The organism is Marivita sp., from assembly GCF_020055675.1.
Lineage (GTDB): Bacteria > Pseudomonadota > Alphaproteobacteria > Rhodobacterales > Rhodobacteraceae > Marivita.
Window position 1 is genome coordinate 1 of the sequence record NZ_JAIPUS010000029.1, and the last position, 22139, is coordinate 22139.

Sequence of the window (22139 nt, forward strand, 5' to 3'; positions counted from 1 at the left end):
GAATATTGAACACCGAAGAGGAACCAAAGCGACCAAGTGAAGCCGCATAAGGTTTGCAGGTATCATCTGAGGGGTTTCTCCTTAAACGTGTGGGACCCCTCAGATTCTCCTAAAACCGCTCTGTTTTGCCCAGTTCTGCGCTCACAATTCTAGACCAGATTTTTGGTTTGGGATTTTCTTGAGAAAGTTTTCCAGCACTCCAACCAGATTTCAGAAAAAATTAAAATCTCAGGCTAGAAACACTAAGAATAACTTCAGTCAGTATCTACTGTTTCAAACCAAACCATAAAATAGTTAGGGTAAGCACAAACAGAATAAATATTAGGAAACCAAGCCAAAGGATTCCTTCCTTTTTGTTCTCTTCGCTTGCTTCTATAACTCCCTCTTCAACATGATCATTTTGCTTCGTAGGGGAGAGTACTTGCATTGTTTGTGCCATGGGCATACCTGCAATCGCAATTAGGCCAAGCAAGGGAAACAGTGCGCCTGTGATGCCCCAGACTAAGGGATCACGATTTTTAGCTGAGGCGACAACACCAGACAGAACACCACCTGCCAAGGCAATAATGATTCCGATGATAAGCAGTATTTCCATGCTATTTCACAGTCAACTTAGGCTCTGCCCGCAGCCCTGAACGTGGCGCAAGTACTTCCGACAAGTCAACGGGTCGCTCAAAACAAGAATATACCCTGTCGAGATTGTCCAAAGACCAAGGACACCCACCGTCAAAATTATCTTCTGCACCCCACACCAAATGTGCGAGCACCAAGAACGGAAAAGCGCAATGGATTTGCTTAAACATCAGACCATCTCTCCTCCTTCAATCTTCACAGCGGTACCAGACGCAATCAGCATGAGCATTGTCGAACCAGTCGCAGTTAACCACTGGTAAAGAGTAGAGCAGACAATCACTCATAACCAATAATTGACCAAAGCATCTCTCTAGTCTCCCGCCATAAGCGTGCCTGCTCCCTACCATCTAGGTATTCAAGCGCCCGGAATAGCCTTGGCAATGCTTCATCGGTATCGCCACGTTCAAAGAAACACCTTGCCTCAAGCGCCCAAAACTCATTGCGCTTCATGAGTATCCCATTAAAAACGCTCTCTGCTGCTACGAGTTGATCAAAGCGTGACCTGCGAGAAATGATCTCACGATCATCCCTATTGGCGCTGTAATATGGCTCAATTCCTTGCCGAATGATGTTAGCCATTTGGTTTGCTTGCCCAGAAAAATCAAGTTCTGCAGCGCGCTCACAATTACCAGAATCAAATAATCCTTTAGCTTTATCTTCCAAAACCTCTAACTCTTTAAGAGTTACAACCTGCTGGCCTTCTTCAGTTATTTGGTAGCGCGATAGGGAATCTTCTTCTTGCATTGTCTCCAATAAAGACTGTGCAGACACTGGTTCGGAAATCATCAAAATAGCACAAAAACTGGCAATTAGGTTTCGTCTCATATTACCTCAAGGCGTCAGAAAATTGGCGGCTATTTGAAGGTTGCACACCTCAAGCGGTATCTCAACCCCAAAGCATCAACCTGACAGCCCTCCCGTTGGCTTCGGTTCTCTTGTAATCTAAGCCTCAAGCATAGCCTCACCAGAGCCACCGACAAACACAATCTGAAATTCGACCTGCCGCTTTACCTTGCAGCTACTACAGCGAAGGTTTGGCACCACGTCCTTCAGATTGGTTTCCCAGCCCAGCTTTTCGATGAGCGGCTTCACAGTTAGCATTCTGTGCGACTTGCACACCTTGCAGGTAATCGACAGATGATTATTCGAGATGCTGCCAAGCTTGGTCATATGTCTACCAAGCGTCTACCAGAGCAAAATACCCTGAACTTAAATTGTTTATTTAGAGATACTTAGGTGAGTCGCTTGGTGGGCTTTTGAATCCCCTGCGTCTACCATTCCGCCACTTGGGCACCTTTGAACCGCCAAGGTTTTGTCTGTCCGGACCGACGGCAAAAGCCATCACCCCGCCCTTTGGCGCGCCTTAAGGCCGGGGACACCCACATGCGTCCGCGACATCGAGACTGGGCGGGTGCTTAGCGAAATCTCGGCAGGGGGTAAAGCCACATAATGTCTGAACGCGCGAATAAGACACCGGTGGCGTACAAGGCGCAAATGCGGGTTGCATCCGATGCGCAGGCACAGGCGCAGACACAGGCCGACTGGTCCCGCCGGGCGGCTTAGAAGACCGGATTGTCCAGCACCCCGACGACCGGCATCAGGAACTCCCCGCTGTCGGGATCAAGAGCGTCCTGATAATACCCGTCAATGGCCGCCACGGCAGCGTCCTTGCTCGCGTCCGACCCGTTGAACAGGTCCATGGCTGCGGACGCGTTGTCCACATCGGACATGCCCAAGGAGACCGCGAAATAGGCGCCGATATCCGTCTTGTCAGACAGATAGGCACGGTCCGCCAATTGCTGATCGACAAAGTCCTGGCCTTCTTCCGGCTTGAGTTCGGCTTTTGCACCATTCAGCACTGAGAGGATGAAGACTTCAGGTGTGCGCGCGCCGCTGTCGAGTTCATTGACCCAGAAATCGAACCCGAGCTGGTCGGGCTCACGACCGAAAAGATTGTCATAGACTGTGGTCACGAAGTCTTCGTTCGAGGTTCCGGCCGGATACGCCGCGGCCGTCTCCGGCTCACCGGTAAAGCGCGTTGCCATCTCTTCAAGGCTGGTGCCACCTGCAAAAGCCGTACCCCAGAAATTCAGCCCGATGGCATCCGGGGCGCGGTTGAAATAGGCGATATAAAGCTCGATGAAGCTCTCGAATTCCTCGGCCGAAAGGCCCGTCGTCCCGGTGAACTGGGCCAATTCCAGCCCGACCTCCGCGTCAATGAAATCGAACGCTTCCGTGTCGAAATCCAGAAACTCGATTCCATCCAGACGGTCAGCCCCGTTCCCATCCGCCCGCCGATCTTCGAGCGTCATGCCAGAGGGAACAAGCGACAGCGTGTAGCTGTCCTGGTTGCCGGAATACCTGGCCGTGTCCTGTCCCGCGCCCCCATCGAGTATGTCGTCGCCCTGGCTTCCCGTCATCGTATCATTCCCTGAATATCCACGCAGCCAATCGTCGAAATTGCTGCCGGAGATGCGGTCGGCACCGGAAAAACCGGCGTTGAAAATACCAGGCATGTCAATGATGCCGAATTCCCCTTCGTCATTTCCGAGCGGCACCGCGATATCGGACACGCTCCATACCGACGTTCCATTTTGCAGCAGCTCGATCCCCGTGAGGGTGCCCCAGACGTCATAATTCCCGGGATCGCCGAGATCGGGGAATTGTCCTTCGAACTGATCCAGAAGGTCTTGAATTTCCTCGGGGATGGTAAAGTCGTCGGGATCGAACCCCTCTGGCAGATCGCTAGGATCAAAGCCGTCCGGCAAGTCTCCGGGACCTGTCACAGGGTCCGGATCCTCGTAGGTGAAAGAGCCCGTGAAAATCAGGGTCGCGCCCACGGGAGCGGCTTGTTCGAGAACCATGCGCGTCGCTGTCTGCTCTGTGAATGTTCCGAAAACCACGGTGGACCCAAGCGTGTCTCCGGCCTGGGTTGCTTCAAATCGCGCCATGAAAACCTCCTGAAAGAACCTCAACGCTATATAGTATATACTATACACGGTTCGCGGGTTTCGATCAAACCTCATGTCTGCACGCCGACGGCAAAGGCCCTGCCAGGCCCGTCGGTGAACACAGGCGACCCCGTTGGCGCCACCCGGCCCACAGGATGATCGTCACGCGCCTTGGCGCTCTTGCCAGGACCGGGGTCCATCTGCCTGCCGGTCCAGAGGATCCCGGCGACAACAGGTTGTCCGGCGCGAAATCGAAAAGCATCCTGCGGCCTTGACCAGCTTCGCCCCTCATGCTCTTAGCCTTCAGACCTTCGCGGAGCCGTCATGCTACAGCGCCTTTACCTTTGGACCATGTCACTGGCCGACCATCCGCGCGCCCTTTGGGTGCTGGCCTGTGTCGCGTTCATCGAAAGCTCCGTTTTTCCGATCCCGCCCGATGTCCTGATGATCCCCATGATCCTCGCGCGCCCGTCTCGGGCGTGGCTGATCGCGCTTGTGGCGACCGTGTCATCGGTGCTGGGCGGAATGCTGGGTTATGGTATCGGGTATTTCTTCTACGAGACCATCGGCGCGCCCATCCTGAACGCGCTTGGCAAGGCCGAGTCGATGGCCGAGTTCAACCTCCGTTTCAACGGCGTCGGGTTCTGGGCAGTGTTGATCGCCGGGGTGACGCCCTTCCCCTACAAGGTCATCACCATCATGTCGGGCTGGACGGCGATGCCGTTGGCAATCTTTCTTGTCACATCCGTGATCGCGCGTGCCTTGCGTTTCTTCGTTGTTGCAGGTCTCTTGCGGGCGTTCGGAGCGCCTGTCCGCAGCTTCATCGAAAAGCACCTCGGGATCATGTTCACGCTGTTTGTCCTGCTTCTGCTTGGAGGGTTCTACGTGGTGAAATTCTTATGATCTCGGAGCGCCAGTTCATTGTCGTATTGGCCGCAGGCGGGTCATTGGCGCTGTTGCTCGGCGCCTTTGCCTTTCAGCATATCGGCGGGATGGCCCCATGCGCGCTGTGCATCTGGCAACGGTACCCGCATGCGGTGGCCGTGGCGATTGGCCTGGTCGCGCTGCGATTTGGCACCCCGGCCTTGGCGTGGCTGGGCGCTTTGGCGGCGCTGACGTCAGCCGGCATCGGTGTCTATCACACCGGGGTCGAGCGCGGTTGGTGGGACGGACCAAGCACCTGCAGCGCCGGCGAAATCAGCGGGCTGACCACGGACGAACTGTTCGATGAAATCATGAGCGCGCCCCTGGTGCGCTGCGACGAGGTGCCGTGGGACATGCTCGGCCTGTCGATGGCCAGCTGGAATGCAGTTGCATCGCTGGTGCTGGCGCTGCTTTGGGTCGCCGCGGCACGGCGGGCGGCTTGACGCACGCCGCGCTCAAGCGGCCCCCAGGATTGCATCTTCGGACATAGCTGATGAACAGACAAGGGGCCGTCGCGGGATGGCAAGAGACCGCGACACGCTCCAAAGTCCTGCCCCTAGGCACCGCTTTTGCGCGTTGAAAGCAGCAGCGACGTCTCGGACTTGGTCACACCGTCGAATTTGCGAATGCGCGACAGAACAGCATCCAGCGCATCAAGCGTTTCGGTCCCCAGCTCGGCGATCACGTCCCAGCGGCCATTCGTGGAATGCAGCGCCCGGACCTGCGGCATGCCGTTGAGCTGGCGGATCACGCGATCTGTCCCCCGCCCTTCGATGCCGATCATCATCAGGGCGCGCACCGGGTCGCGGGCCACGTCTTCTTTCAGAACGACAGTGAACCCGACCACGTCACCCCTTTGAAGCAGCCGGTCCAGCCGCGACCGAACCGTCGCGCGCGACAGGCCAAGCGTGGTGGCAAGATCCGACACCGATGCGCGCCCGTCATGACGCAGCGCCGAGACCAGCCGTCGATCGGTAGCATCCATTTTGACCTCGTGGGTTATCATTTTGACACATCATACCGCAATTTGATCGAATTGTACGGTTACACGAAGCCCATTCTGCCGGATACACCGACACACGGCCGGAAAAGGACAAAAGGATGCACCCGATGGATATCGTTTTGGTGGGCGCGCCGCTCGATTGCGGAAAAGCGCGCAAGGGCTGTCTCATGGGACCGAACGCCTATCGCACCGCTGGGATTGCCAATGCCCTGACCACTCTGGGTCACCGCGTGCGCGACATGGGCGATGTTGCCCCTGACACCAATGACGTGGCAGAACGTGACGGGCTGGCAAACCTCTCCGAAACCATTGGCTGGACCACCGCCCTGATGCGCAGCGCGCGCGCGGCGATGAAAGCCGGGCTGCCGATCTTCATGGGCGGTGATCATGCGCTGTCACTCGGCACGGTTCCCGGTGTCGCCGCCCATGCAGCGGACCAAGAACGCCCGCAATTCGTTCTTTGGCTCGATGCCCATGGCGATTACAACACTCTCGAAACGACCGGCTCGGGCAACCTGCACGGCACACCGCTGGCCTATGCCACCGGGCAACCGGGCTTTCGTGGATTTCCAGACTTGCCCGCCGCCGTCGCACCCGGCCGGACCTGTATCATCGGACTGCGGTCCATCGACGGTCCCGAGCGCGCGCTGATGCGACAGACCGAGCTTCGCGGCTACGACATGCGTGCCATCGACGAAAGCGGCGTTGCGGCGCTGTTGGGCCCCTTCCTTGACGACGTCGCCCGCGCGGGTGGCGCGCTGCATGTGTCGCTGGACGTCGATTTTCTTGATCCGGCCCACGCTCCGGCGGTTGGCACCACGGTGCCCGGCGGGGCGACGGTCCGCGAGGCACATCTGGTGATGGAGCTGCTGTGCGACAGTGGGCTGATGACATCGCTCGACCTCGTGGAGCTGAACCCGATGCTGGACGAACGTGGGCGCACCGCTCACCTGATGGTCGATCTCGCAGCCTCGGCCTTGGGCCGCCGCATCTTCGACCGACCCACACCGCGGCTGCTGTAGGGAAATTGCCCATGCCACCGTCAGACAAGGCACTTGTGCCGTTTGTGTCCGTCGACCACATGATGCAGATCGTGCATCGCGTCGGTCTGGCCCAGATGATCACCCGCATCGCCGAGGCGATCGAAGAAGATTTTCGTCGCTGGGACTCCTTCGACAAGACACCGCGCGTCGCGGCGCATAGCCCCTTGGGTGTGATCGAACTGATGCCCACCGCCAATGACCGCCACTATGCCTTCAAATACGTCAACGGCCACCCGAAGAACACTGTGGATGGGCTCCAAACAGTAACGGCCTTCGGTCTACTGGCCGATATGGACAGCGGATATCCCCTGTTGCTGTCCGAGATGACGCTGCTGACCGCCCTGCGGACCGCGGCCATGTCAGCGGTTGCGGCGAAACACCTGGCTCCGACCGGTGCCAAGACCATGGCGCTGATCGGCAACGGCGCGCAGGCCGAATTCCAGAGCATCGCAATGCAGGCGATCTGCGGCCTCGAAACCGTGCGGCTTTACGACACGGACCCGCAGGCAACGGCCAAATGCGCCGCGAACCTTGCCGGACGTGGTCTTGCCGTGGTGGCCTGCGACAGCGCCGAGGCGGCGATCGAAGGCGCGGAGATCCTCACCACCTGCACCGCCGACAAACAATACGCGACGATCCTGAGCGACAACATGGTCGGAGGCGGCATGCATATCAACGCCATTGGTGGCGATTGTCCCGGCAAGACGGAACTGGCCCGCGCGATCCTGCACCGGTCGGCGATCTTCGTGGAATATTCGCCGCAGACCCGGATCGAGGGCGAGATCCAGCAATTGGACAGCGATCATCCGGTGACCGAATTGTGGCAGGTGATCGCCGGCACCGCGCGGGGCCGCCGCGATGCGCGCGAGATCACGCTGTTCGACAGCGTCGGCTTTGCCATCGAGGATTTCTCGGCGCTGCGGGTGGTGCATGACCTGGCGCGCGAGACCGGGCTGACCCTGCCGTTGGACCTCCTGGCCGATCCGGACGATCCGCGCGACCTTTACGGGATGCTGATGCGTGCGGCCGGATAAGGGGGAAGGCTTTTCGAAAAGCCTTCCGAACGCGGTTTGCAAACCGCGTCCCAAGCGCCTTCGAAGGCGCTTGCGTCGCCTAGAGATAATCGGAGCGCTGCAACGCGTACTTGGCCATCTTCTCGTTCAAGGTCCGGCGCGGCAGGCACAGCTCATCCATCACCGATGAAATCGATCCCCGATGCCGCCGCATGGTGTTATCGATCAACATGCGCTCGAACGCTTCGACATATTCCTTGAGCGGCTTGCCTTCGGTGGTCATCACTGGCTGCATGTCTTCGTGGTCGGACATCAGCAGCGAGGCGATCGTGCCGGTGCCGCGCCGCGATTGCAGCACCGCGCGTTCGGCCAAGTTGATCAGCTGGCGCACATTGCCAGGCCACGGCGCCTGCAACAGCTGCGCCGCTTCCTGTGCGCTGACCTGCGGGGCCTCGCATCCGTATTCATCGGCGAACTTGTCCGCCAGGGCGGTGAACATCGTCAGGATATCTTCACCGCGGTTGCGCAACGGCGGCGTCGTGATCTTGAGCGCGGCAAGCCGGTAATACAGGTCAGAGCGCAGCGCATCTTCGCAGGTGCGGCCCTCGTCCTGCAGATTGCAGATCGCGACGATCCGCGTCTCCGGCGGGGTGCCCTGCTCGTTGATCATGGTCAGCAGCCGCGCTTGGGCAGCATCCGACAATGCTTCGACGTCTTCCAGCACAAGCGTTCCGCCGCGCGCCTCTTCGACAGCAGGCAGACGCGCCTCTTCCGGCATCATCGGGCCGAACAGGCGGCGGATCAACGAATCCTCGTCCATCGCAGCGCAGGAGATGAGCACGAACTTTTTGCCGGCCCGGCTGCCGACGGCATGCAAGGCATGCGCCACCAGCGTCTTGCCGGTGCCGGTTTCCCCGTCGATCAGAATATGGCCATCGGCCTGCCCCAGGTCCAGGATATCTTCGCGCAAACGCTCCATCGCGGGGCTTGCCCCGATCAGTTTACGCATCATCTGGCCGCCATCTCCAAGCTCGCGCCGCAGGGCACGATTGTCGAGTGTCAGGCGCCGCGCATTGGTGGCTTTCCTGGCCAGGTCAGACATCCGGTCCGGATTGAACGGCTTTTCCAGGAAATCGAAGGCGCCGATGCGCATCGCCTCGACGGCCATCGGCACATCGCCATGCCCGGTGATCATGATCACAGGCAGCGCCGAGTCCGTTCCCATCAGCTTGCGCAGGAACTGGATGCCATCCATGCCCGGCATCTTGATGTCGGAAATCACGATGCCCGGATAATCCGCCCCGACGCGGCCCAAAGCGTCTTCCGCGCTGGCATAGCTTTCGGTGTCATACCCCGAAAGCGCCAGCCACTGGCTGATCGACTGGCGCATATCCTTTTCGTCATCGACTATGGCAATCTTCATGGTCTTTCCCATGGTCCTACTCCGCCGCCTGTGTCTTCTCGTTCAATATGGGCAATTGCATCTCGAATACAGCCCCACCCTCCTGCGCATTGCGCGCAATGAGGCGTCCACCAAGCTCGTTCACGATCCCCGAGGAAATGGCAAGACCCAGCCCGACCCCGTCACCCGGTTGCTTGGTTGTATAGAAAGGCTCGAAGAGCGCATCGAGATCTTCGATCCCGTGCCCGTTGTCGCGCACGGTGAGCGTCGCTGTCTCGCCGCTGGCCAGGATGATATCAAGCTGCGGGTCCGAAACCGTCTTGGTGGCATCCAGCGCGTTTCGCAGCAGGTTGACCATCACCTGCTCGATCCGCATCCGGTCCCCCATGACAAGCACCTTTTCCTCGGGCAGGATCTTGGTGATCTTGACCTTCCGGGATTTCAGTTGCGGTTCCATCATCGACAGGCTGGACGCCAGCGCATCGCCCATATCCACGGGCGAAAACGCCTCTTGCCCCTTGCGCGCGTAGCTCTTGAGCTGTCGCGTGATGCCGCCCATCCGTTCGATCAGATCGTCGATCCGGCTGAAGGCGGCAAAGGCTTCTTCCGGCCGGTTGCGCCGCATCAGAAGCTTGGCCCCGGCCAGATAGGTCTTCATCGCCGCCAAAGGCTGGTTCAACTCGTGGCTGACCGCCGCCGACATCTCGCCCAGGGCGGCAAGCTTGGAGCTTTGTGCCAATGTCTGTTCGGCCACGGCAAGCGTTTCCTGCACCCGTTCCCGCTCGGCGATTTCCCGCTGCAAGCGCTGGTTCAATGCGCGAAGCTCTGCCGACTCGCGCTGGAACAACGCCATGCGCAACGCCGTCCTGCGGCTCAGCGCATAGAAGGCCAGCGCAAGGAGAATCGCAAATCCCATGATCTCGAGCGCCAGAACCGCGTTTACCCGTTCGCGGACGCTGGCATAGGTCGTGAACGTCGTCATGTTCCAGCCGCGGAACGGAATGCGACCGGCGATCTGCATGACCGCCTCGCCCTGAAAATAGGCGTCCGCCGGCAGCGCTGTCCAATCCGCCGTGGCGCGGATCGCCCGTTCGATAGCGCCGTCCGCCGGTTGCCGCTCCAGCGCGGTATCCACCGTCTGCCCGCGCCAGCGCGGTTCGGTTGCAAGGATGATTTCGCCTTCGCTATTGGTGACCAGAACCGCGTCGGAAATCCCGGCCCATGCGCGTTCGAACTTGGCCAGATCGACCTCGACCACGATCACGCCGATGTTCTGCCCCTGGCTTTCGACACGGCGGGAGTAGCTGAAGCTGAAGCTGCCCACCTCTTCGCGCCGCGCGGTGAAAACCGTTGCGTTGGAGCGCAGCGCTTCCACGAAATACCCCGCGCTGCGGTGCGCTTCGCCCAGCCGTTCGCGGTTGGTTGCCGCAACGGTGCGGCCTTCGTCGTCAAGCAACATCAGCGAGGCCGCGCCGATTTCATCCACGAAGGAAATCAGACGTTGCGAGCTTTGGCTGAAATCACCGGAATTGAGCGCCCCGATCAGAGCCGGGTCCCGCGCCAGGAGCTGCGGCACGATCGCGTTGCGGCGCAGCTCGGACACCAGGTTGCCGGAATAAAGCGCAAGGCGCAGCTCGGCCCGGTTGCGGGTGCTTTCGGTGAACCGGTCCGCCAGGTAGCGGTTTGTCACGAAAACCACGGCGATCGCCACCGCCGTCAGCAAAGCCAGCGCAATGCGCACGCGCCAGGACAGCGATCCTGTCCGGGAAGAGCTGCGGATCAATGACGTGCCCGTTTCCATTGCAGGACGATAGGCAAATACGGCCCGCCGCTCAAGCGGCGTCGCGCAGTGTCAGGGTTCACCTGGCGCTATGCCGCCGTCAGGGCGCTGGCGAGGCTTGCGAAAAGCGCTTTGCCATCGGTCCCGCCATGCTGTTCATCCGCCGCACGCTCGGGATGGGGCATCATGCCCAGCACCCGGCGGTTGGATGACAGGATCCCGGCGATATCAGCAGTCGATCCGTTCGGGTTCGCACCATAGCGGAACGCGATCCGGTCGTTATCGGTCAGTTCCGAAACCACGTCGTCAGTTGCGGTATAATTGCCATCGTGATGGGCAATCGGGATTTCTATCTCCTGCCCCGCGTCATAGCCATTGGTATAGACGCTGTCAGCGGTTTCGACGATCAGCGGCACGGTGCGGCAAATGTACTTGATCCCGCCATTGCGCAGTAAGGCGCCGGGCAACAATCCGGTTTCCGTCAGAACCTGGAAGCCATTGCAGATACCAACAACATAGCCGCCGCGATCGGCATGAGCCTTGACCTCGGTGCAGATCGGGGAATTGGCGGCAATCGCGCCGCAGCGCAGGTAGTCGCCGAAGGAAAACCCACCGGGGAGTCCGATGATATCGACACCCTCGGGAAGGGATGTGTCCTTGTGCCAGACCATCTCGACCGTACAGCCGGCCTCGCGGAACGCGACGGCCAGATCCCGGTCACAGTTCGATCCGGGGAAAACGATAACCGCCGCGCGCATCACGGCATCTCGATCCGGTAGCTTTCGATCACGGTATTCGCCAGCAGCTTTTCGCACATCTCGCGCACCGTGTCCTCGGTGGTGCCATCGGCCAGGTCAAGCTCGATCACCTTGCCTTGCCGCACCTGTTGCACCCCGCCAAAGCCCAGCCCGCCGAGCGCATGGCGCACCGCTTCGCCCTGCGGGTCCAGAACCCCGTCCTTCAGCATGACATGCACATGTGCCTTCATGATCGTCTCCGCCTTGATCGGGGACGCGACCGTCCCCCTTCTTCTCTTTTCAAATATGCAAACACAACACCCCGCCATAGGGTGCCACGTCAATTGATCAGCTTCGGCTTCTCCATCGGGGTCGCGTTGGCGGGCATCACGCCCAGACGCCGCGCGACTTCGGTATACGCATCCGCCAGGTCCCCCAGGTCGCGCCGGAACACGTCCTTGTCGAGCTTGCGGCCTGTTTCCATGTCCCAAAGCCGGCAACTGTCGGGGCTGATTTCATCCGCAACGATAAGGCGCTGGAAATCACCGTCGTACACCCGACCGACCTCGATCTTGAAATCCACGAGTTTGATTCCGACACCGTACATCAGCCCGGACATGAAGTCGTTCACGCGCAGCGCGAGGCTGAGGATATCGTCCATGTCCTGCTGGCTGGCCCAGCCGAAGGCGGCGATATGTTCCTCTGTCACCAGCGGATCGCCCAGCTTGTCGTCCTTGTAGCAATATTCCACGATCGGCCGGGGCAGCGGCGTGCCTTCCTCGATGCCCAGACGTTTGGCCATCGTTCCGGCGGCAAAATTCCGCACGATCACTTCGAGCGGGATAATATCGCACTGCCGCACGAGCTGTTCGCGCATGTTGAGCCGCTTCAGAAAATGCGTCGGAACGCCGATGGCGTTCAGCCCGACCATGAAAAATTCGCTCAGGCGGTTGTTCAACACCCCTTTGCCGTCAATCACATCGCGCTTTTCCGCATTGTTGGCGGTGGCGTCATCCTTGAAATACTGCACCATGGTGCCAGGTTCCGGGCCTTCGTACAGGATCTTGGCTTTGCCTTCGTAGATCTTCTTGCGACGGGCCATCGGGAAACTTTCTGTCATATGCACCGGGCGGCGCGAAAACACCATTGCGCCCCGATCAGGCGGGCTGATCGGACACGTTCGCTTGCCTCTTAGTGCAACCAGCCCCCTGCCGCAAGCGACACAGGTGCCAAACCCGGCACCGCAGGCGCGCGTGACACTTGAACCGAACCGCGCGGCAGGTCATATCAGGGGCAGCACACATTTATTTGCCGGAGATCTCCATGTCGACATTCGAAGATCGCGAAAATGCATTCGAGAACAAGTATGCCCATGACGCGCAAATGCAGTTCAAGGCCGAAGCGCGCCGCAACAAGCTGGTTGGTCTCTGGGCGGCCGAACTGATGGGGAAAACAGGCGAGGATGCGGCGGATTACGCCAAGGAGGTCGTCAAGTCCGATTTCGAGGAAGCCGGTCACGAGGACGTTGTACGCAAGGTGTCCGGCGATCTGGGTGGCAAAGCCACGGATGACGAGATTCGCGCCAAGATGGCCGAGTTGATGACCGTGGCCAAGGCGCAGATCCTGGACGAGGCCTGATCGGCCCGCGCCCCTTGTCGGAAACGCGCCCGTGTCAGCCGGACGCGTTTTTATCCGCCGTATCTTGCTTGAGGCCCCATGTCGCACATCGTTCTGGTCCGTCATGGGCAAGCCAATTCCGGCGCGCGCGAGGAAGCCGCCTATGATCGGCTCAGCCTGCTGGGCCACCGTCAGGCCGGCTGGCTCGGGGATCATTTCCGCGACAAGGGAGAGGTCTTTGCCCATGTCTGGACCGGCACCCTGCGACGCCATGTTGAAACTGCCGACAGCATCGGGGTGGAAACGCCCGATGCCGTCACCCGTGACGCGCGGCTGAACGAGCTTGAATATTTCACCCTGTCGCAGCTTCTGGCCAGCCAGCACGGCATTGATCTTCCCCGGGATCGCGAAGGTTTCGTCCGGCACCTGCCGACGCTGTTCACCTATTGGCGCGATGGCAAGCTTGACGGAGCTCCCGAGACCTTTGACCACTTCGAAGCACGCGTGCGCGACGCGCTGGCCGAGATCGGCGCGGGCAAGGGACGATCGCTGGTCGTCACCTCGGGTGGCTTGATCGGGATGGCGATGCGCCTGACGCTGGGGCTGAAGATGCCGGCCTTCTGCAATATTTGCCTGTCGATCCAGAACACCTCGGTCAGTTCGTGGTTGCCCCTCGGGGGAGAATTGGCGCTGACCCAGTTCAACGCCCTGCCGCATCTCGACACGCCGCACCGGCTGTTTGCCCAGACGCATATCTAGGGCCTGCACGCCATGCCGATACCGATGGACCGAAGCGCGCGGGCACGCGCAGGATATCCCGATCCCCGCGCTGCGGGCCGCTCACCCGGATTTGCTTTCACCAGAGCTAGTTCGGCGCAGGGGACGCGGCATCTGCGGGGTTTTGTCTGGCGGACGCGCTGGCTAAGGTGGCAGGAATTGAAATCTTTGGGGGTGCCATGACCCATCTCTGGGTGCGCGCGGAAAGCCGTGAGAATGAGGACCGTGCCGGAATATTGCCGGGCGGCGTTGCGGCGCTGATCGCCGATGGATTTCAGGTTACGGTGGAGGAAAGCCCGACGCGCGTGGTCGACATCGGGGAGTATGCCAAGGCTGGTGCCCGGATCGCGACTGCGGGCAGTTGGATGGATGCGCCAGGCGATGTGATCGTTTTCGGGCTGAAGGAATTGCCGGACAGCGACGCCCCCTTGCGCCACCGCCACATCATGTTCGGCCATGCCTATAAAGGCCAGCCGGCCGGACAACGATTGTTGGCGCGGTTCAAAGCGGGCGGCGGCACGCTTTATGATCTCGAATATCTGGAGGATGTGGAGGGGCGCCGTGTTGCCGCCTTTGGATACTGGGCGGGCTATGCCGGCGCCGCGGTGTCACTTCTGGCGCTTGCCGCACTTGATGACCCCGCGCCCTGCCCGCCCGTGCGCGCGTGGCCATCCTCAAGGGTCATGCGCGAGGATGTGAAGACGGCATTGAACGGGGCCAAGCCAACGGCGCTTGTCATCGGGGCGCTCGGACGGGTCGGCACAGGGGCCAGTGACCTGTGCCAAGAGCTGGGCCTCAAGGTGACCAAATGGGACATGCCGGAAACCTCTCATGGCGGGCCGTTCCCCGAGGTGCTTGACCATGATGTGTTTTTCAACTGCATCCTTGCCCGCCCCGGCACGCCGGTCTTTGTGCCGGCCGATGCCTGCAAAGCCCCGCGCGCGCTGCGGGTGATCGGTGATATCGCCTGCGATCCGGACAGCGATTACTCTCCGATCAAGGTATATGACGAGGTCACACGCTGGGCCGCGCCAGTGATCCGCGCCTGCCAGGACCCGCCGCTCGACGTGATGGCGATCGACAACCTGCCCTCGCTCCTGCCACGCGAATCGTCCGAGGATTTCGCGGCACAATTGCTGCCGCATCTCGCAATGCTCGACAGGTTGGAGAGCGGCGTTTGGGGCCGGGCCAAAACCTATTTCGACACGCATATCCAGAAGGTGACAACATGACGGTACATTGGTGCGGCACCGGGCTTTCCGCGATCCCCGGTTTGCGACGTCTGATCGAACACGGGCATTCCGTGACCGTGTGGAACCGCACGCCGGACAAGGCGCGCGACGCAGTCGGCGATCTGACCGACGCTATCCGGGCCTTCGATCCCGCCGATTTGGCCGACGCGGTTGCCGAAGGCGATGTGATCGTCTCGATGCTGCCGGGCGATTGGCATGTGCAGCTGGCACGGATGGCCATCGACAAGGGCGCGCATTTCGTGTCGTCCTCCTATATCGCGCCGGAGATGCGCGCGCTGGACAGTGCCGCACGACAGGCCGGTGTGGCGCTGGTCAACGAGGTCGGGCTGGATCCCGGCATCGACCATCTGATGGCGCATTACCTTGTGGCAGACTACCGCAAGAGCGCCGCCTACGATGTTGAAAACACGGTATCCTTCAAATCCTACTGCGGCGGTGTTCCGAAAGTTCCGAACGCGTTCCGTTACAAGTTCAGCTGGGCGCCGGTTGGGGTGCTCAAGGCGCTGCGCTCACCGTCGAGATCCATTCGGCACTTCACGGAATTGGAGGTCAAACGCCCCTGGGACGCGATCAGCCGCTATGACGCGCCGCTGCCGCAGCCCGAGGCGTTCGAGGTCTATCCGAACCGCGACAGCCTGCCCTTCATGGCGGATTACGGGTTCGAACCGCGCTGGCAGGTCAAGGAATTCGTGCGTGGCACGTTGCGCCTGAACGGCTGGGCGGAGGCGTGGTCGGACATCTTTGCCGAGGTTGGCACCGCCGATGATGCACGGCTGACCGAGCTGGCAGAACAGTTGCTTGCCGAGAACGCTTATGCCGAGGGTGAGGCGGATCGTGTGGTGCTTTGTGTCGATCTCCTGGCCGAGCGTGACGGCCGCCCGGTCTGGCACAAGACCTATGTCATGGATGCCTGGGGCGACGCCCGCGGCACCGCGATGGCGCGACTGGTGTCGGTGCCGGTCTCCTTGGCCATCGAGGCGGTGCTGCGACGCGAGATCGCGCCGGGCGTCACCCCGGCCCCGAGCGATCCGAAACTTGTTTCGCACTGGTTGAACGAGGTGCAGACCTTGGCGCAACACCTGATGGTGGTGGATCATTCGAGCTAGGCGCCAAGGGTCTTCGAAGACCCTTGGCTGCGCTTTGAAAAAGCGCAAAGCCCGTTCGAACGGGCTTTGGCGCCGGGTCCTAGGGTCCGAAGACACGTTCGAAGATCGTGTCGACATGTTTGGTGTGGTACCCAAGGTCGAATTTCTCGTTGATTTCGTCCTCCGACAGGGCCGCGCGCACTTCCTCGTCGGCAAGCAGTTCCTCGCGGAAGTCGGTGCGATGATCCCAGACCTTCATCGCGTTGCGCTGCACAAGCCGGTAGGCATCCTCGCGCGAGACACCGGCCTGCGTGAGCGCCAGAAGCACCCGTTGGGACATGACAAGGCCGGGAAATTTATTCATGTTTTCCATCATGTTCTCGGGATAGACCAAAAGCTTGTCCACAACCCCGGTCAGCCGCGCCAGCGCGAAATCGAGCGTGATCGTGGCGTCCGGCCCGATCATCCGCTCAACCGAAGAATGGGAGATGTCACGCTCGTGCCAGAGCGCCACGTTTTCCATCGCGGGGACCACGGCGGCGCGCACCATGCGGGCCAGGCCGGTAAGGTTTTCGGTGAGCACCGGGTTCTTCTTGTGCGGCATCGCCGAAGATCCTTTCTGGCCCATCGAGAAGAACTCCGCCGCCTCCAACACCTCGGTGCGCTGCATGTGGCGGATCTCGATCGCGATATTCTCCACGGACGAGGCGATGACACCCAGCGTGGCAAAGAACGCCGCATGCCGGTCGCGCGGGATGACCTGTGTGCTGATTGGCTCGGGCACGAGACCAAGTTCTTTGCACATGTGCTCTTCGACCGCCGGGTCGATATTGGCGAAGGTGCCGACCGCGCCCGAGATGGCGCCAGTCGCCACCTCGGAGCGCGCGTCTCGCATCCGGCTCAGGTTACGGTCCATCTCGGCGTAGAAGCGGGCAAAGGTCAGACCCATCGTGGTGGGCTCGGCATGGATGCCATGTGACCGGCCGATCCGCACCGTGTCCTTGTGCTCGTAGGCGCGGCGCTTCAGGGCGTCGAGCAGCGCGTCCAGGTCGGCAATCAGAAGATCCGCCGCGCGCGTCAGTTGTATGTTGAAACAGGTGTCCAGAACATCGGACGAGGTCATGCCCTGATGCACGAAACGGGCTTCGTCGGATCCCACATGCTCGGCCAGATGGGTCAGGAAGGCGATCACGTCATGCTTGGTTTCGGCCTCGATCTCGTCGATGCGGGCCACGTCGAACTCGACATTCTTGGCCTTCCACACGGCCTCGGCGTTTTCGCGCGGGATCACGCCCAGATCGGCCATCGCGTCGCAGGCATGCGCCTCGATCTCGTACCAGATGCGGAACTTCGTTGCGGGCTCCCAAATGGCGACCATGTCGGGGCGGGAATAACGGGGGATCATGTGGGCGATCCTTTCATCGGCTGGCTTGCGGAAATCTGCCGCAGTCCTAAACTGGGGACCGGTGCGCGACAAGAGAGGCCAACCGCCATGAGACGCTTTGCCCGGCGCGGGCCGGATTGGAGGGCGCATTGACGCCCGCCTGCCCACTGACGCTGGATGATTTTCGCGGCACATGGGATCTTGAGCGTGCCATCACGGACCATCGCGCGGGATCGACAGCACGGTTCGTCGGGACAGCCGTGTTCTCGGCCGATGCGGAAGGGCTGGCCTATGTTGAAACCGGAGTGCTGACCCTGCCGGGCCATCCGCCGATCCAGGCAGACCGCAGGTATCGCTGGCGGCAGGACGGCGCGCTCATTGTCGTCGATTTCGAGGACGGACAGCCGTTTCATCACTTCGATCCATCCCATCCCCAAGCGGCCCACTGGTGCGACCCCGATCAGTATGATGTGGGGTATGATTTTGCCTGCTGGCCGCGATGGCGCAGTGTCTGGACGGTCCACGGCCCGCGAAAAGATTACCAAATGACCAATCTGTACCAGCCTGCCGCAGAATGATCTGCAAAGATTTTGCCTTAGCGGCGTTCCGTGCTACCGTCGACTTGTCCAAAACAGGAGACTGACTGATGACGATCAAGACACTTCTGACCACAGCTGCCCTAACATTGGCCAGCGCCACGTCCAGCTTCGCGGCATGCCAATGGGGCCACGAGGAAGCCAAGATGAGCTGCGCCGACGGCATGGTTTACGACGCGGATACGAACTCCTGCCAGGTTGTCAGCGGCTGAAACTGATCCATGCAGCTTGCATTTGATGGGCGGCCGACTCGGCCGCCTTTTTTTATGCGCCAGTTTCATGCGTCGGTTTCATGCGTCGGGGCACTCCGTCGGCACCCGCTGACGCTTTCTTAACTTTCCTTGCCTATTCCGGTCGCACAGGACGGAGCAAGGGCGATGACACAGCTGACAACACGATCCGGTGCGCCTGCGGATACCGCGCGAACAGCCCCTGTCAAACGGCTGTCGCGGCGGGCCAAGGCAGCTATCGTGGTGCAGTTCATCCTCAAGGAAGGCGCCGATGTCCCGCTGACGGCACTGCCAGAGGATCTTCAGATGCAATTGACCCAGCTCTTGGGTGAAATGCGCTATGTCGACCGGTCGACGATGAACGCGGTGATCACCGAATTCGCGGAAGAGCTTGAAGCGGTCGGTCTATCCTTCCCGGGTGATATCGCGGGCGCGCTGTCCGTGCTGGATGGGAAGATCAGTGAACAAACCGCCAATCGATTGCGCAGGGAATCGGGTGTGCGCCAGATCGGCGATCCCTGGAAGCGGATTGCCGATCTCCCGACCGCGCGGTTGCAAACCTTTGTGAAATCCGAATCCGTTCAGGTGGCTGCCGTCATGGTGTCCAAACTCGATGTGTCCAAAGCGGCCGACTTGCTGAGCAGCCTGCCTGGCGATGTCGCCCGGCGGATCACCTACGCCATGTCGATGACCGACGCCGTCACCCCGGACGCTGTGGACCGCATTGGCCTCAGCCTGGCCAGCCAGCTTGACGCCGAACCTCTCAGGGCGTTTCGTGTGCAACCCTCGGAACGGGTCGGCGCGATCCTCAACTTTTCGCGCGCGTCGACACGGGACGACTTGCTCAGCGCACTGGATGAAGAGGACAAGGGCTTCGCAGAAGAGGTACGCAAATCCATCTTTACCTTCGCGCATATCCCCGACCGGATGAACGCCATCGATGTCCCAAAATTGACCCGCGATCTGGACCAGGACACGCTGGCCCAGGTGATCGCCGGGGCTGTGGCAGAAAGGGACACGGCCAGCGTGGAGTTCATCTTGTCCAATATCTCCAAACGCATGGGCGATGCCCTCCGCGAAGCGGCGGAGGACCTGGGCAGCGTCAAACCGACAGAGGCCGAAACTGCCATGAATGCCGTGGTGCGTGTTATCCGCGATCTGGCAGACAGCGGAGAGATCACGCTCATCACCCCGTCGGAGGACGAGGAAGCCTAGGGTGCAGACACTATGTCCGGATCACCGATCCGCTGTCCTTGCGAAACACGAAGCATCGATCGCGCCGCACGGTCAGCCACATCACTGTGCCCTTCCTGGGAAGAAACACGTTCGGCACCGTGGCGCGGATCAGGCTCTGGTCGTGGTCCATGCGAAATTCGACAAGGCTCTCGGACCCCATGAACCGCGCTCTTTCCACCGTGCCGCGCGCCGGCGCACCGGCCAGCGGTGTCGGGTTTGGACCGCGCCCGTGCCTGTCAAAATCGATGCCGACATGCTGCGGGCGAAACACGATTTCAACCTCTTCCCCGTCCGGCACACCGGGGGCGAGGAACTGCCCGAACGGCGTGTCGGTCAGCGCGCCGCGCACCGTGCCCGACAGCAGATTGACATCGGAAAAGAATGCAACCGCTGCCTTGTCGGCAGGCGCGTTGTAGATGTTGTAGGGCGCGCCGCGTTGCACGATCTGGCCGTCGCGCATGAGGGCGATTTCATCCGCCATGCGCATCGCCTCTTCCGGCTCATGCGTGACCAGAAGGACCGATGTGCCCTCCTCCTTGAGCAGTGCCAAGGTTTCATCCCGGATGCCATCGCGCAGACGATTGTCGAGGCCTGAAAACGGCTCGTCCATGAGCATGATCGACGGGCGTGGCGCAATGGCACGCGCCAGCGCGACGCGTTGCTGCTCACCACCCGAAAGCTGGTGCGGATATTCGTCGATGAAGTGGGACAACCCCACCCGTTCCAGCAATTCGCTCACACGGGGCTGCTTGTCCTTGCGGGACCCGGTCAGGCCAAAGCCCACATTGTCCCCCACTGTCAGATGTGGGAACAACGCGAAATCCTGGAAAATCAGACCGATGGAGCGCCGTTCCGGCGGGACGCGGTACACCGTGTCGCAGACCAACTGCCCGTCCACATGGATCGTGCCGCTCGTTTGCATATCGACACCGGCGATGATCCGCAGGGTGGTGGATTTGCCGCATCCAGACGGGCCCAGCAGGCAGGTCACGTGGCCAGGCTGGATCGCCAAGGACACGTCATCCACCACGCGTTTGCCATCGTAGTCACGCGTGATGTTGCGGATTTCAAGCCGGGGTTGGGTGCCGATCACTGCTGCCTCACGAGGGTTTCCGAGTAAAAGTATCGGATAAGCCCGGACCGGTTAGCAGCCCGGCGGCATGGCGACAACCCCTCAGGCGCGCGTCGTACCATCGCCGACAACGATGTATTTGAAGCTGGTCAACTGCTCGGCCCCAACAGGGCCACGCGCATGCAGCTTTCCGGTGGCGATGCCGATCTCGGCCCCCATGCCGAACTCTCCGCCATCCGCAAACTGGGTCGACGCGTTGCGCATCAGGATGGCGCTGTCGATGCGGTCGAAGAACCGGTTGGCTGCGGCATCGTCTTCGGTGATGATGCAGTCGGTGTGGTTCGAGCTGTGACAGTTAATATGGTCAATTGCTGCATCCAGATCGTCGACCACGCGCGCGGCGATGATGCTGTCGAGGAATTCGCGCCCCCAATCATCCTCGCTCGCCGCCACCGTGCCTTCGATGGTGCGAAGCGTTTCATCAGCCCGCACCTCCACACCGGCATCGACAAGCGCGCGAATGACCCCTTGACCGATGGTTTCGACCGCACCCTTGTGGATCAACAGGCATTCGGCCGCACCGCAGATCCCAGTGCGCCGCGTCTTGGCGTTCAGGATAATGTCGAGAGCCTTGACCGGATCGGCGTCTTTATCCACATAGATATGCACAATCCCTTCGAGGTGGGCAAAGACCGGCACGCGCGCCTCGCGTTGCACAAGCGCGACGAGCCCCTTGCCGCCGCGCGGAACGATCACGTCAATGAAATCGACCATGGTGAGCATTTCAGTCACCGCGGCGCGGTCGCGTGTCGGCACAAGCTGGATCGCGTCCTCGGCCAACCCGGCCTGTCGCAGACCTTGGACAAGGCAGGCATGGATCGCCCCGGAGGAGTGAAAGCTCTCGGACCCGCCACGCAGGATCACGGCATTGCCGGCCTTGAGGCACAGGGCACCTGCATCGGCCGTCACGTTGGGGCGGGATTCGTAGATCACACCGACAACGCCCAAAGGCGTGCGCACCCGCTTGATATGCAGACCGCTGGGGCGGTCCCATTCCGCCATCACCGCGCCGACCGGGTCAGCCTGTTGGGCGACAGCGCGCAACCCGTCAACGATGCCGCGAATACGGTCCTCGTCCAGCATGAGCCGGTCCATCATCGCCTCCGACAACCCCTTGTCACGGCCGAACACCATGTCCTTGGCGTTCGCCTCCATGATCGCCGCGCGGTTTTTCCACACCGCGTCGGCCGCGCCGGTCAGGGCCGTCTGTTTGCGCTCTGCCGAGGCATAGGCCAGTTCCTGCGACGCCGCCTTGGCGCGGGCGCCGATCTCTTGCATGACTGCGGGAATATCTGTGAGGTCTTTCATCGGTATCGCCTTTGCAAAGCTCGAATTTGCATATT

23 protein-coding genes are annotated in these 22139 nt (G+C 60.8%); 11 read left to right on the forward strand and 12 right to left on the reverse strand.

The window, feature by feature from the left end; all coding sequences use genetic code 11:
- Window positions 1–265: 265 nt before the first annotated feature.
- From LCF59_RS14760 to LCF59_RS14770, 3 genes are all read right to left on the reverse strand, one after another.
- Window positions 266–595, reverse strand: a complete 330-nt coding sequence (locus LCF59_RS14760; protein ID WP_292288383.1) for a hypothetical protein — start codon at window positions 593–595, stop codon at window positions 266–268.
- Between the two features lie 314 nt (window positions 596–909).
- A complete protein-coding gene (locus tag LCF59_RS14765) occupies window positions 910–1458 on the reverse strand; it encodes a hypothetical protein (RefSeq protein WP_292288384.1) in 549 nt (182 codons plus the stop codon).
- Between the two features lie 734 nt (window positions 1459–2192).
- Entirely contained in the window at window positions 2193–3584 is a 1392-nt protein-coding gene (locus LCF59_RS14770) for a DUF4214 domain-containing protein (protein ID WP_292288385.1), read from the reverse strand.
- Window positions 3585–3908: 324 nt separating this feature from the next.
- On the opposite strand from LCF59_RS14770, the gene LCF59_RS14775 reads away from it, so the two are divergent.
- A complete protein-coding gene (locus LCF59_RS14775) occupies window positions 3909–4487 on the forward strand; it encodes a YqaA family protein (protein ID WP_292288386.1) in 579 nt (192 codons plus the stop codon).
- Window positions 4484–4951 carry a disulfide bond formation protein B gene (locus LCF59_RS14780; RefSeq protein ID WP_292288387.1) on the forward strand — a complete coding sequence of 156 codons (468 nt, stop codon included), beginning with the start codon at window positions 4484–4486 and terminating at the stop codon, window positions 4949–4951. Before LCF59_RS14775 ends, LCF59_RS14780 begins: the two co-directional genes overlap by 4 nt.
- Before the next feature lie 113 nt (window positions 4952–5064).
- Here the strand turns inward: LCF59_RS14780 and LCF59_RS14785 are convergent, their stop codons facing one another.
- A complete protein-coding gene (locus LCF59_RS14785) occupies window positions 5065–5493 on the reverse strand; it encodes an Lrp/AsnC family transcriptional regulator (RefSeq protein ID WP_292288388.1) in 429 nt (142 codons plus the stop codon).
- A 116-nt stretch (window positions 5494–5609) separates the two neighbouring features.
- On the opposite strand from LCF59_RS14785, the gene rocF reads away from it, so the two are divergent.
- Both rocF and LCF59_RS14795 read left to right on the forward strand, forming a co-directional pair.
- Entirely contained in the window at window positions 5610–6533 is a 924-nt protein-coding gene (gene rocF / locus LCF59_RS14790) for an arginase (protein WP_292288389.1), read from the forward strand.
- An 11-nt stretch (window positions 6534–6544) separates the two neighbouring features.
- Window positions 6545–7588, forward strand: coding sequence for an ornithine cyclodeaminase (locus LCF59_RS14795; RefSeq protein ID WP_292288390.1), 1044 nt, complete (start codon window positions 6545–6547; stop codon window positions 7586–7588).
- Between the two features lie 79 nt (window positions 7589–7667).
- Here the strand turns inward: LCF59_RS14795 and LCF59_RS14800 are convergent, their stop codons facing one another.
- From LCF59_RS14800 to purC, 5 genes are all read right to left on the reverse strand, one after another.
- Complete coding sequence (locus LCF59_RS14800; protein WP_292288391.1) at window positions 7668–9002, reverse strand: sigma-54 dependent transcriptional regulator; 1335 nt, start codon at window positions 9000–9002, stop codon at window positions 7668–7670.
- A gap of 4 nt (window positions 9003–9006) precedes the next feature.
- On the reverse strand, window positions 9007–10770 hold the full coding sequence (locus LCF59_RS14805; protein WP_292288392.1) for an ATP-binding protein: 1764 nt from the start codon (window positions 10768–10770) through the stop codon (window positions 9007–9009).
- A gap of 68 nt (window positions 10771–10838) precedes the next feature.
- A complete protein-coding gene (gene purQ, locus LCF59_RS14810; RefSeq protein ID WP_292288393.1) occupies window positions 10839–11507 on the reverse strand; it encodes a phosphoribosylformylglycinamidine synthase subunit PurQ in 669 nt (222 codons plus the stop codon).
- Window positions 11507–11737: a phosphoribosylformylglycinamidine synthase subunit PurS gene (gene purS / locus LCF59_RS14815; protein WP_292288394.1), complete on the reverse strand. Its 231-nt coding sequence runs from the start codon at window positions 11735–11737 to the stop codon at window positions 11507–11509. Before purS ends, purQ begins: the two co-directional genes overlap by 1 nt.
- Window positions 11738–11826: 89 nt before the next feature.
- Window positions 11827–12588 carry a phosphoribosylaminoimidazolesuccinocarboxamide synthase gene (purC, locus tag LCF59_RS14820; RefSeq protein ID WP_292288395.1) on the reverse strand — a complete coding sequence of 254 codons (762 nt, stop codon included), beginning with the start codon at window positions 12586–12588 and terminating at the stop codon, window positions 11827–11829.
- A 221-nt stretch (window positions 12589–12809) separates the two neighbouring features.
- Here purC and LCF59_RS14825 point away from each other — a divergent pair, with 221 nt between their 5' ends.
- The 4 genes from LCF59_RS14825 to LCF59_RS14840 all read left to right on the forward strand — a co-directional run bounded on the left by LCF59_RS14825 (window position 12810) and on the right by LCF59_RS14840 (window position 16239).
- Window positions 12810–13124: a DUF1476 domain-containing protein gene (locus LCF59_RS14825; RefSeq protein WP_292288396.1), complete on the forward strand. Its 315-nt coding sequence runs from the start codon at window positions 12810–12812 to the stop codon at window positions 13122–13124.
- A gap of 78 nt (window positions 13125–13202) precedes the next feature.
- Window positions 13203–13862 carry a histidine phosphatase family protein gene (locus LCF59_RS14830; protein WP_292288397.1) on the forward strand — a complete coding sequence of 220 codons (660 nt, stop codon included), beginning with the start codon at window positions 13203–13205 and terminating at the stop codon, window positions 13860–13862.
- Between the two features lie 197 nt (window positions 13863–14059).
- Complete coding sequence (locus tag LCF59_RS14835) at window positions 14060–15112, forward strand: saccharopine dehydrogenase (protein WP_292288398.1); 1053 nt, start codon at window positions 14060–14062, stop codon at window positions 15110–15112.
- The gene (locus LCF59_RS14840) at window positions 15109–16239 is read left to right on the forward strand and encodes a saccharopine dehydrogenase family protein (protein WP_292288399.1); all 1131 of its coding nucleotides are present in this window, start codon (window positions 15109–15111) and stop codon (window positions 16237–16239) included. The genes LCF59_RS14835 and LCF59_RS14840 overlap by 4 nt, the downstream gene beginning before the upstream one ends.
- A gap of 79 nt (window positions 16240–16318) precedes the next feature.
- Here LCF59_RS14840 and purB read toward each other — a convergent pair whose 3' ends face one another.
- Complete coding sequence (purB, locus tag LCF59_RS14845; protein WP_292288400.1) at window positions 16319–17623, reverse strand: adenylosuccinate lyase; 1305 nt, start codon at window positions 17621–17623, stop codon at window positions 16319–16321.
- Window positions 17624–17751: 128 nt separating this feature from the next.
- Between purB and LCF59_RS14850 the strand changes: the two genes are divergently transcribed.
- The 3 genes from LCF59_RS14850 (at window position 17752) to LCF59_RS14860 (ending at window position 19643) form a co-directional block, all read left to right on the forward strand.
- A complete protein-coding gene (locus tag LCF59_RS14850; RefSeq protein ID WP_292288401.1) occupies window positions 17752–18180 on the forward strand; it encodes a DUF6314 family protein in 429 nt (142 codons plus the stop codon).
- 68 nt (window positions 18181–18248) lie between these two features.
- A complete protein-coding gene (locus LCF59_RS14855; protein ID WP_292288402.1) occupies window positions 18249–18410 on the forward strand; it encodes a chitin-binding domain-containing protein in 162 nt (53 codons plus the stop codon).
- Between the two features lie 165 nt (window positions 18411–18575).
- On the forward strand, window positions 18576–19643 hold the full coding sequence (locus LCF59_RS14860) for a FliG C-terminal domain-containing protein (RefSeq protein ID WP_292288403.1): 1068 nt from the start codon (window positions 18576–18578) through the stop codon (window positions 19641–19643).
- A 10-nt stretch (window positions 19644–19653) separates the two neighbouring features.
- Here the strand turns inward: LCF59_RS14860 and LCF59_RS14865 are convergent, their stop codons facing one another.
- Both LCF59_RS14865 and LCF59_RS14870 read right to left on the reverse strand, forming a co-directional pair.
- Window positions 19654–20754, reverse strand: a complete 1101-nt coding sequence (locus LCF59_RS14865; protein ID WP_292288414.1) for an ABC transporter ATP-binding protein — start codon at window positions 20752–20754, stop codon at window positions 19654–19656.
- A gap of 84 nt (window positions 20755–20838) precedes the next feature.
- Window positions 20839–22104 (reverse strand): glutamate-5-semialdehyde dehydrogenase, encoded by a 1266-nt coding sequence (locus LCF59_RS14870; protein WP_292288404.1) that lies wholly within the window; start codon window positions 22102–22104, stop codon window positions 20839–20841.
- Window positions 22105–22139: the final 35 nt, after the last annotated feature.

What these genes read in the sequence shown, in the direction of transcription:
- LCF59_RS14760 (WP_292288383.1), bottom strand. Translation starts at nt 595, where the DNA reads ATGGAAATACTGCTTATCATCGGAATCATTATTGCCTTGGCAGGTGGT.
- LCF59_RS14765 (WP_292288384.1), bottom strand. Translation starts at nt 1,458, where the DNA reads ATGAGACGAAACCTAATTGCCAGTTTTTGTGCTATTTTGATGATTTCC.
- LCF59_RS14770 (WP_292288385.1), bottom strand. Translation starts at nt 3,584, where the DNA reads ATGGCGCGATTTGAAGCAACCCAGGCCGGAGACACGCTTGGGTCCACC.
- LCF59_RS14775 (WP_292288386.1), top strand. Translation starts at nt 3,909, where the DNA reads ATGCTACAGCGCCTTTACCTTTGGACCATGTCACTGGCCGACCATCCG.
- LCF59_RS14780 (WP_292288387.1), top strand. Translation starts at nt 4,484, where the DNA reads ATGATCTCGGAGCGCCAGTTCATTGTCGTATTGGCCGCAGGCGGGTCA.
- LCF59_RS14785 (WP_292288388.1), bottom strand. Translation starts at nt 5,493, where the DNA reads ATGGATGCTACCGATCGACGGCTGGTCTCGGCGCTGCGTCATGACGGG.
- rocF (WP_292288389.1), top strand. Translation starts at nt 5,610, where the DNA reads ATGCACCCGATGGATATCGTTTTGGTGGGCGCGCCGCTCGATTGCGGA.
- LCF59_RS14795 (WP_292288390.1), top strand. Translation starts at nt 6,545, where the DNA reads ATGCCACCGTCAGACAAGGCACTTGTGCCGTTTGTGTCCGTCGACCAC.
- LCF59_RS14800 (WP_292288391.1), bottom strand. Translation starts at nt 9,002, where the DNA reads ATGGGAAAGACCATGAAGATTGCCATAGTCGATGACGAAAAGGATATG.
- LCF59_RS14805 (WP_292288392.1), bottom strand. Translation starts at nt 10,770, where the DNA reads ATGGAAACGGGCACGTCATTGATCCGCAGCTCTTCCCGGACAGGATCG.
- purQ (WP_292288393.1), bottom strand. Translation starts at nt 11,507, where the DNA reads ATGCGCGCGGCGGTTATCGTTTTCCCCGGATCGAACTGTGACCGGGAT.
- purS (WP_292288394.1), bottom strand. Translation starts at nt 11,737, where the DNA reads ATGAAGGCACATGTGCATGTCATGCTGAAGGACGGGGTTCTGGACCCG.
- purC (WP_292288395.1), bottom strand. Translation starts at nt 12,588, where the DNA reads ATGGCCCGTCGCAAGAAGATCTACGAAGGCAAAGCCAAGATCCTGTAC.
- LCF59_RS14825 (WP_292288396.1), top strand. Translation starts at nt 12,810, where the DNA reads ATGTCGACATTCGAAGATCGCGAAAATGCATTCGAGAACAAGTATGCC.
- LCF59_RS14830 (WP_292288397.1), top strand. Translation starts at nt 13,203, where the DNA reads ATGTCGCACATCGTTCTGGTCCGTCATGGGCAAGCCAATTCCGGCGCG.
- LCF59_RS14835 (WP_292288398.1), top strand. Translation starts at nt 14,060, where the DNA reads ATGACCCATCTCTGGGTGCGCGCGGAAAGCCGTGAGAATGAGGACCGT.
- LCF59_RS14840 (WP_292288399.1), top strand. Translation starts at nt 15,109, where the DNA reads ATGACGGTACATTGGTGCGGCACCGGGCTTTCCGCGATCCCCGGTTTG.
- purB (WP_292288400.1), bottom strand. Translation starts at nt 17,623, where the DNA reads ATGATCCCCCGTTATTCCCGCCCCGACATGGTCGCCATTTGGGAGCCC.
- LCF59_RS14855 (WP_292288402.1), top strand. Translation starts at nt 18,249, where the DNA reads ATGACGATCAAGACACTTCTGACCACAGCTGCCCTAACATTGGCCAGC.
- LCF59_RS14860 (WP_292288403.1), top strand. Translation starts at nt 18,576, where the DNA reads ATGACACAGCTGACAACACGATCCGGTGCGCCTGCGGATACCGCGCGA.
- LCF59_RS14870 (WP_292288404.1), bottom strand. Translation starts at nt 22,104, where the DNA reads ATGAAAGACCTCACAGATATTCCCGCAGTCATGCAAGAGATCGGCGCC.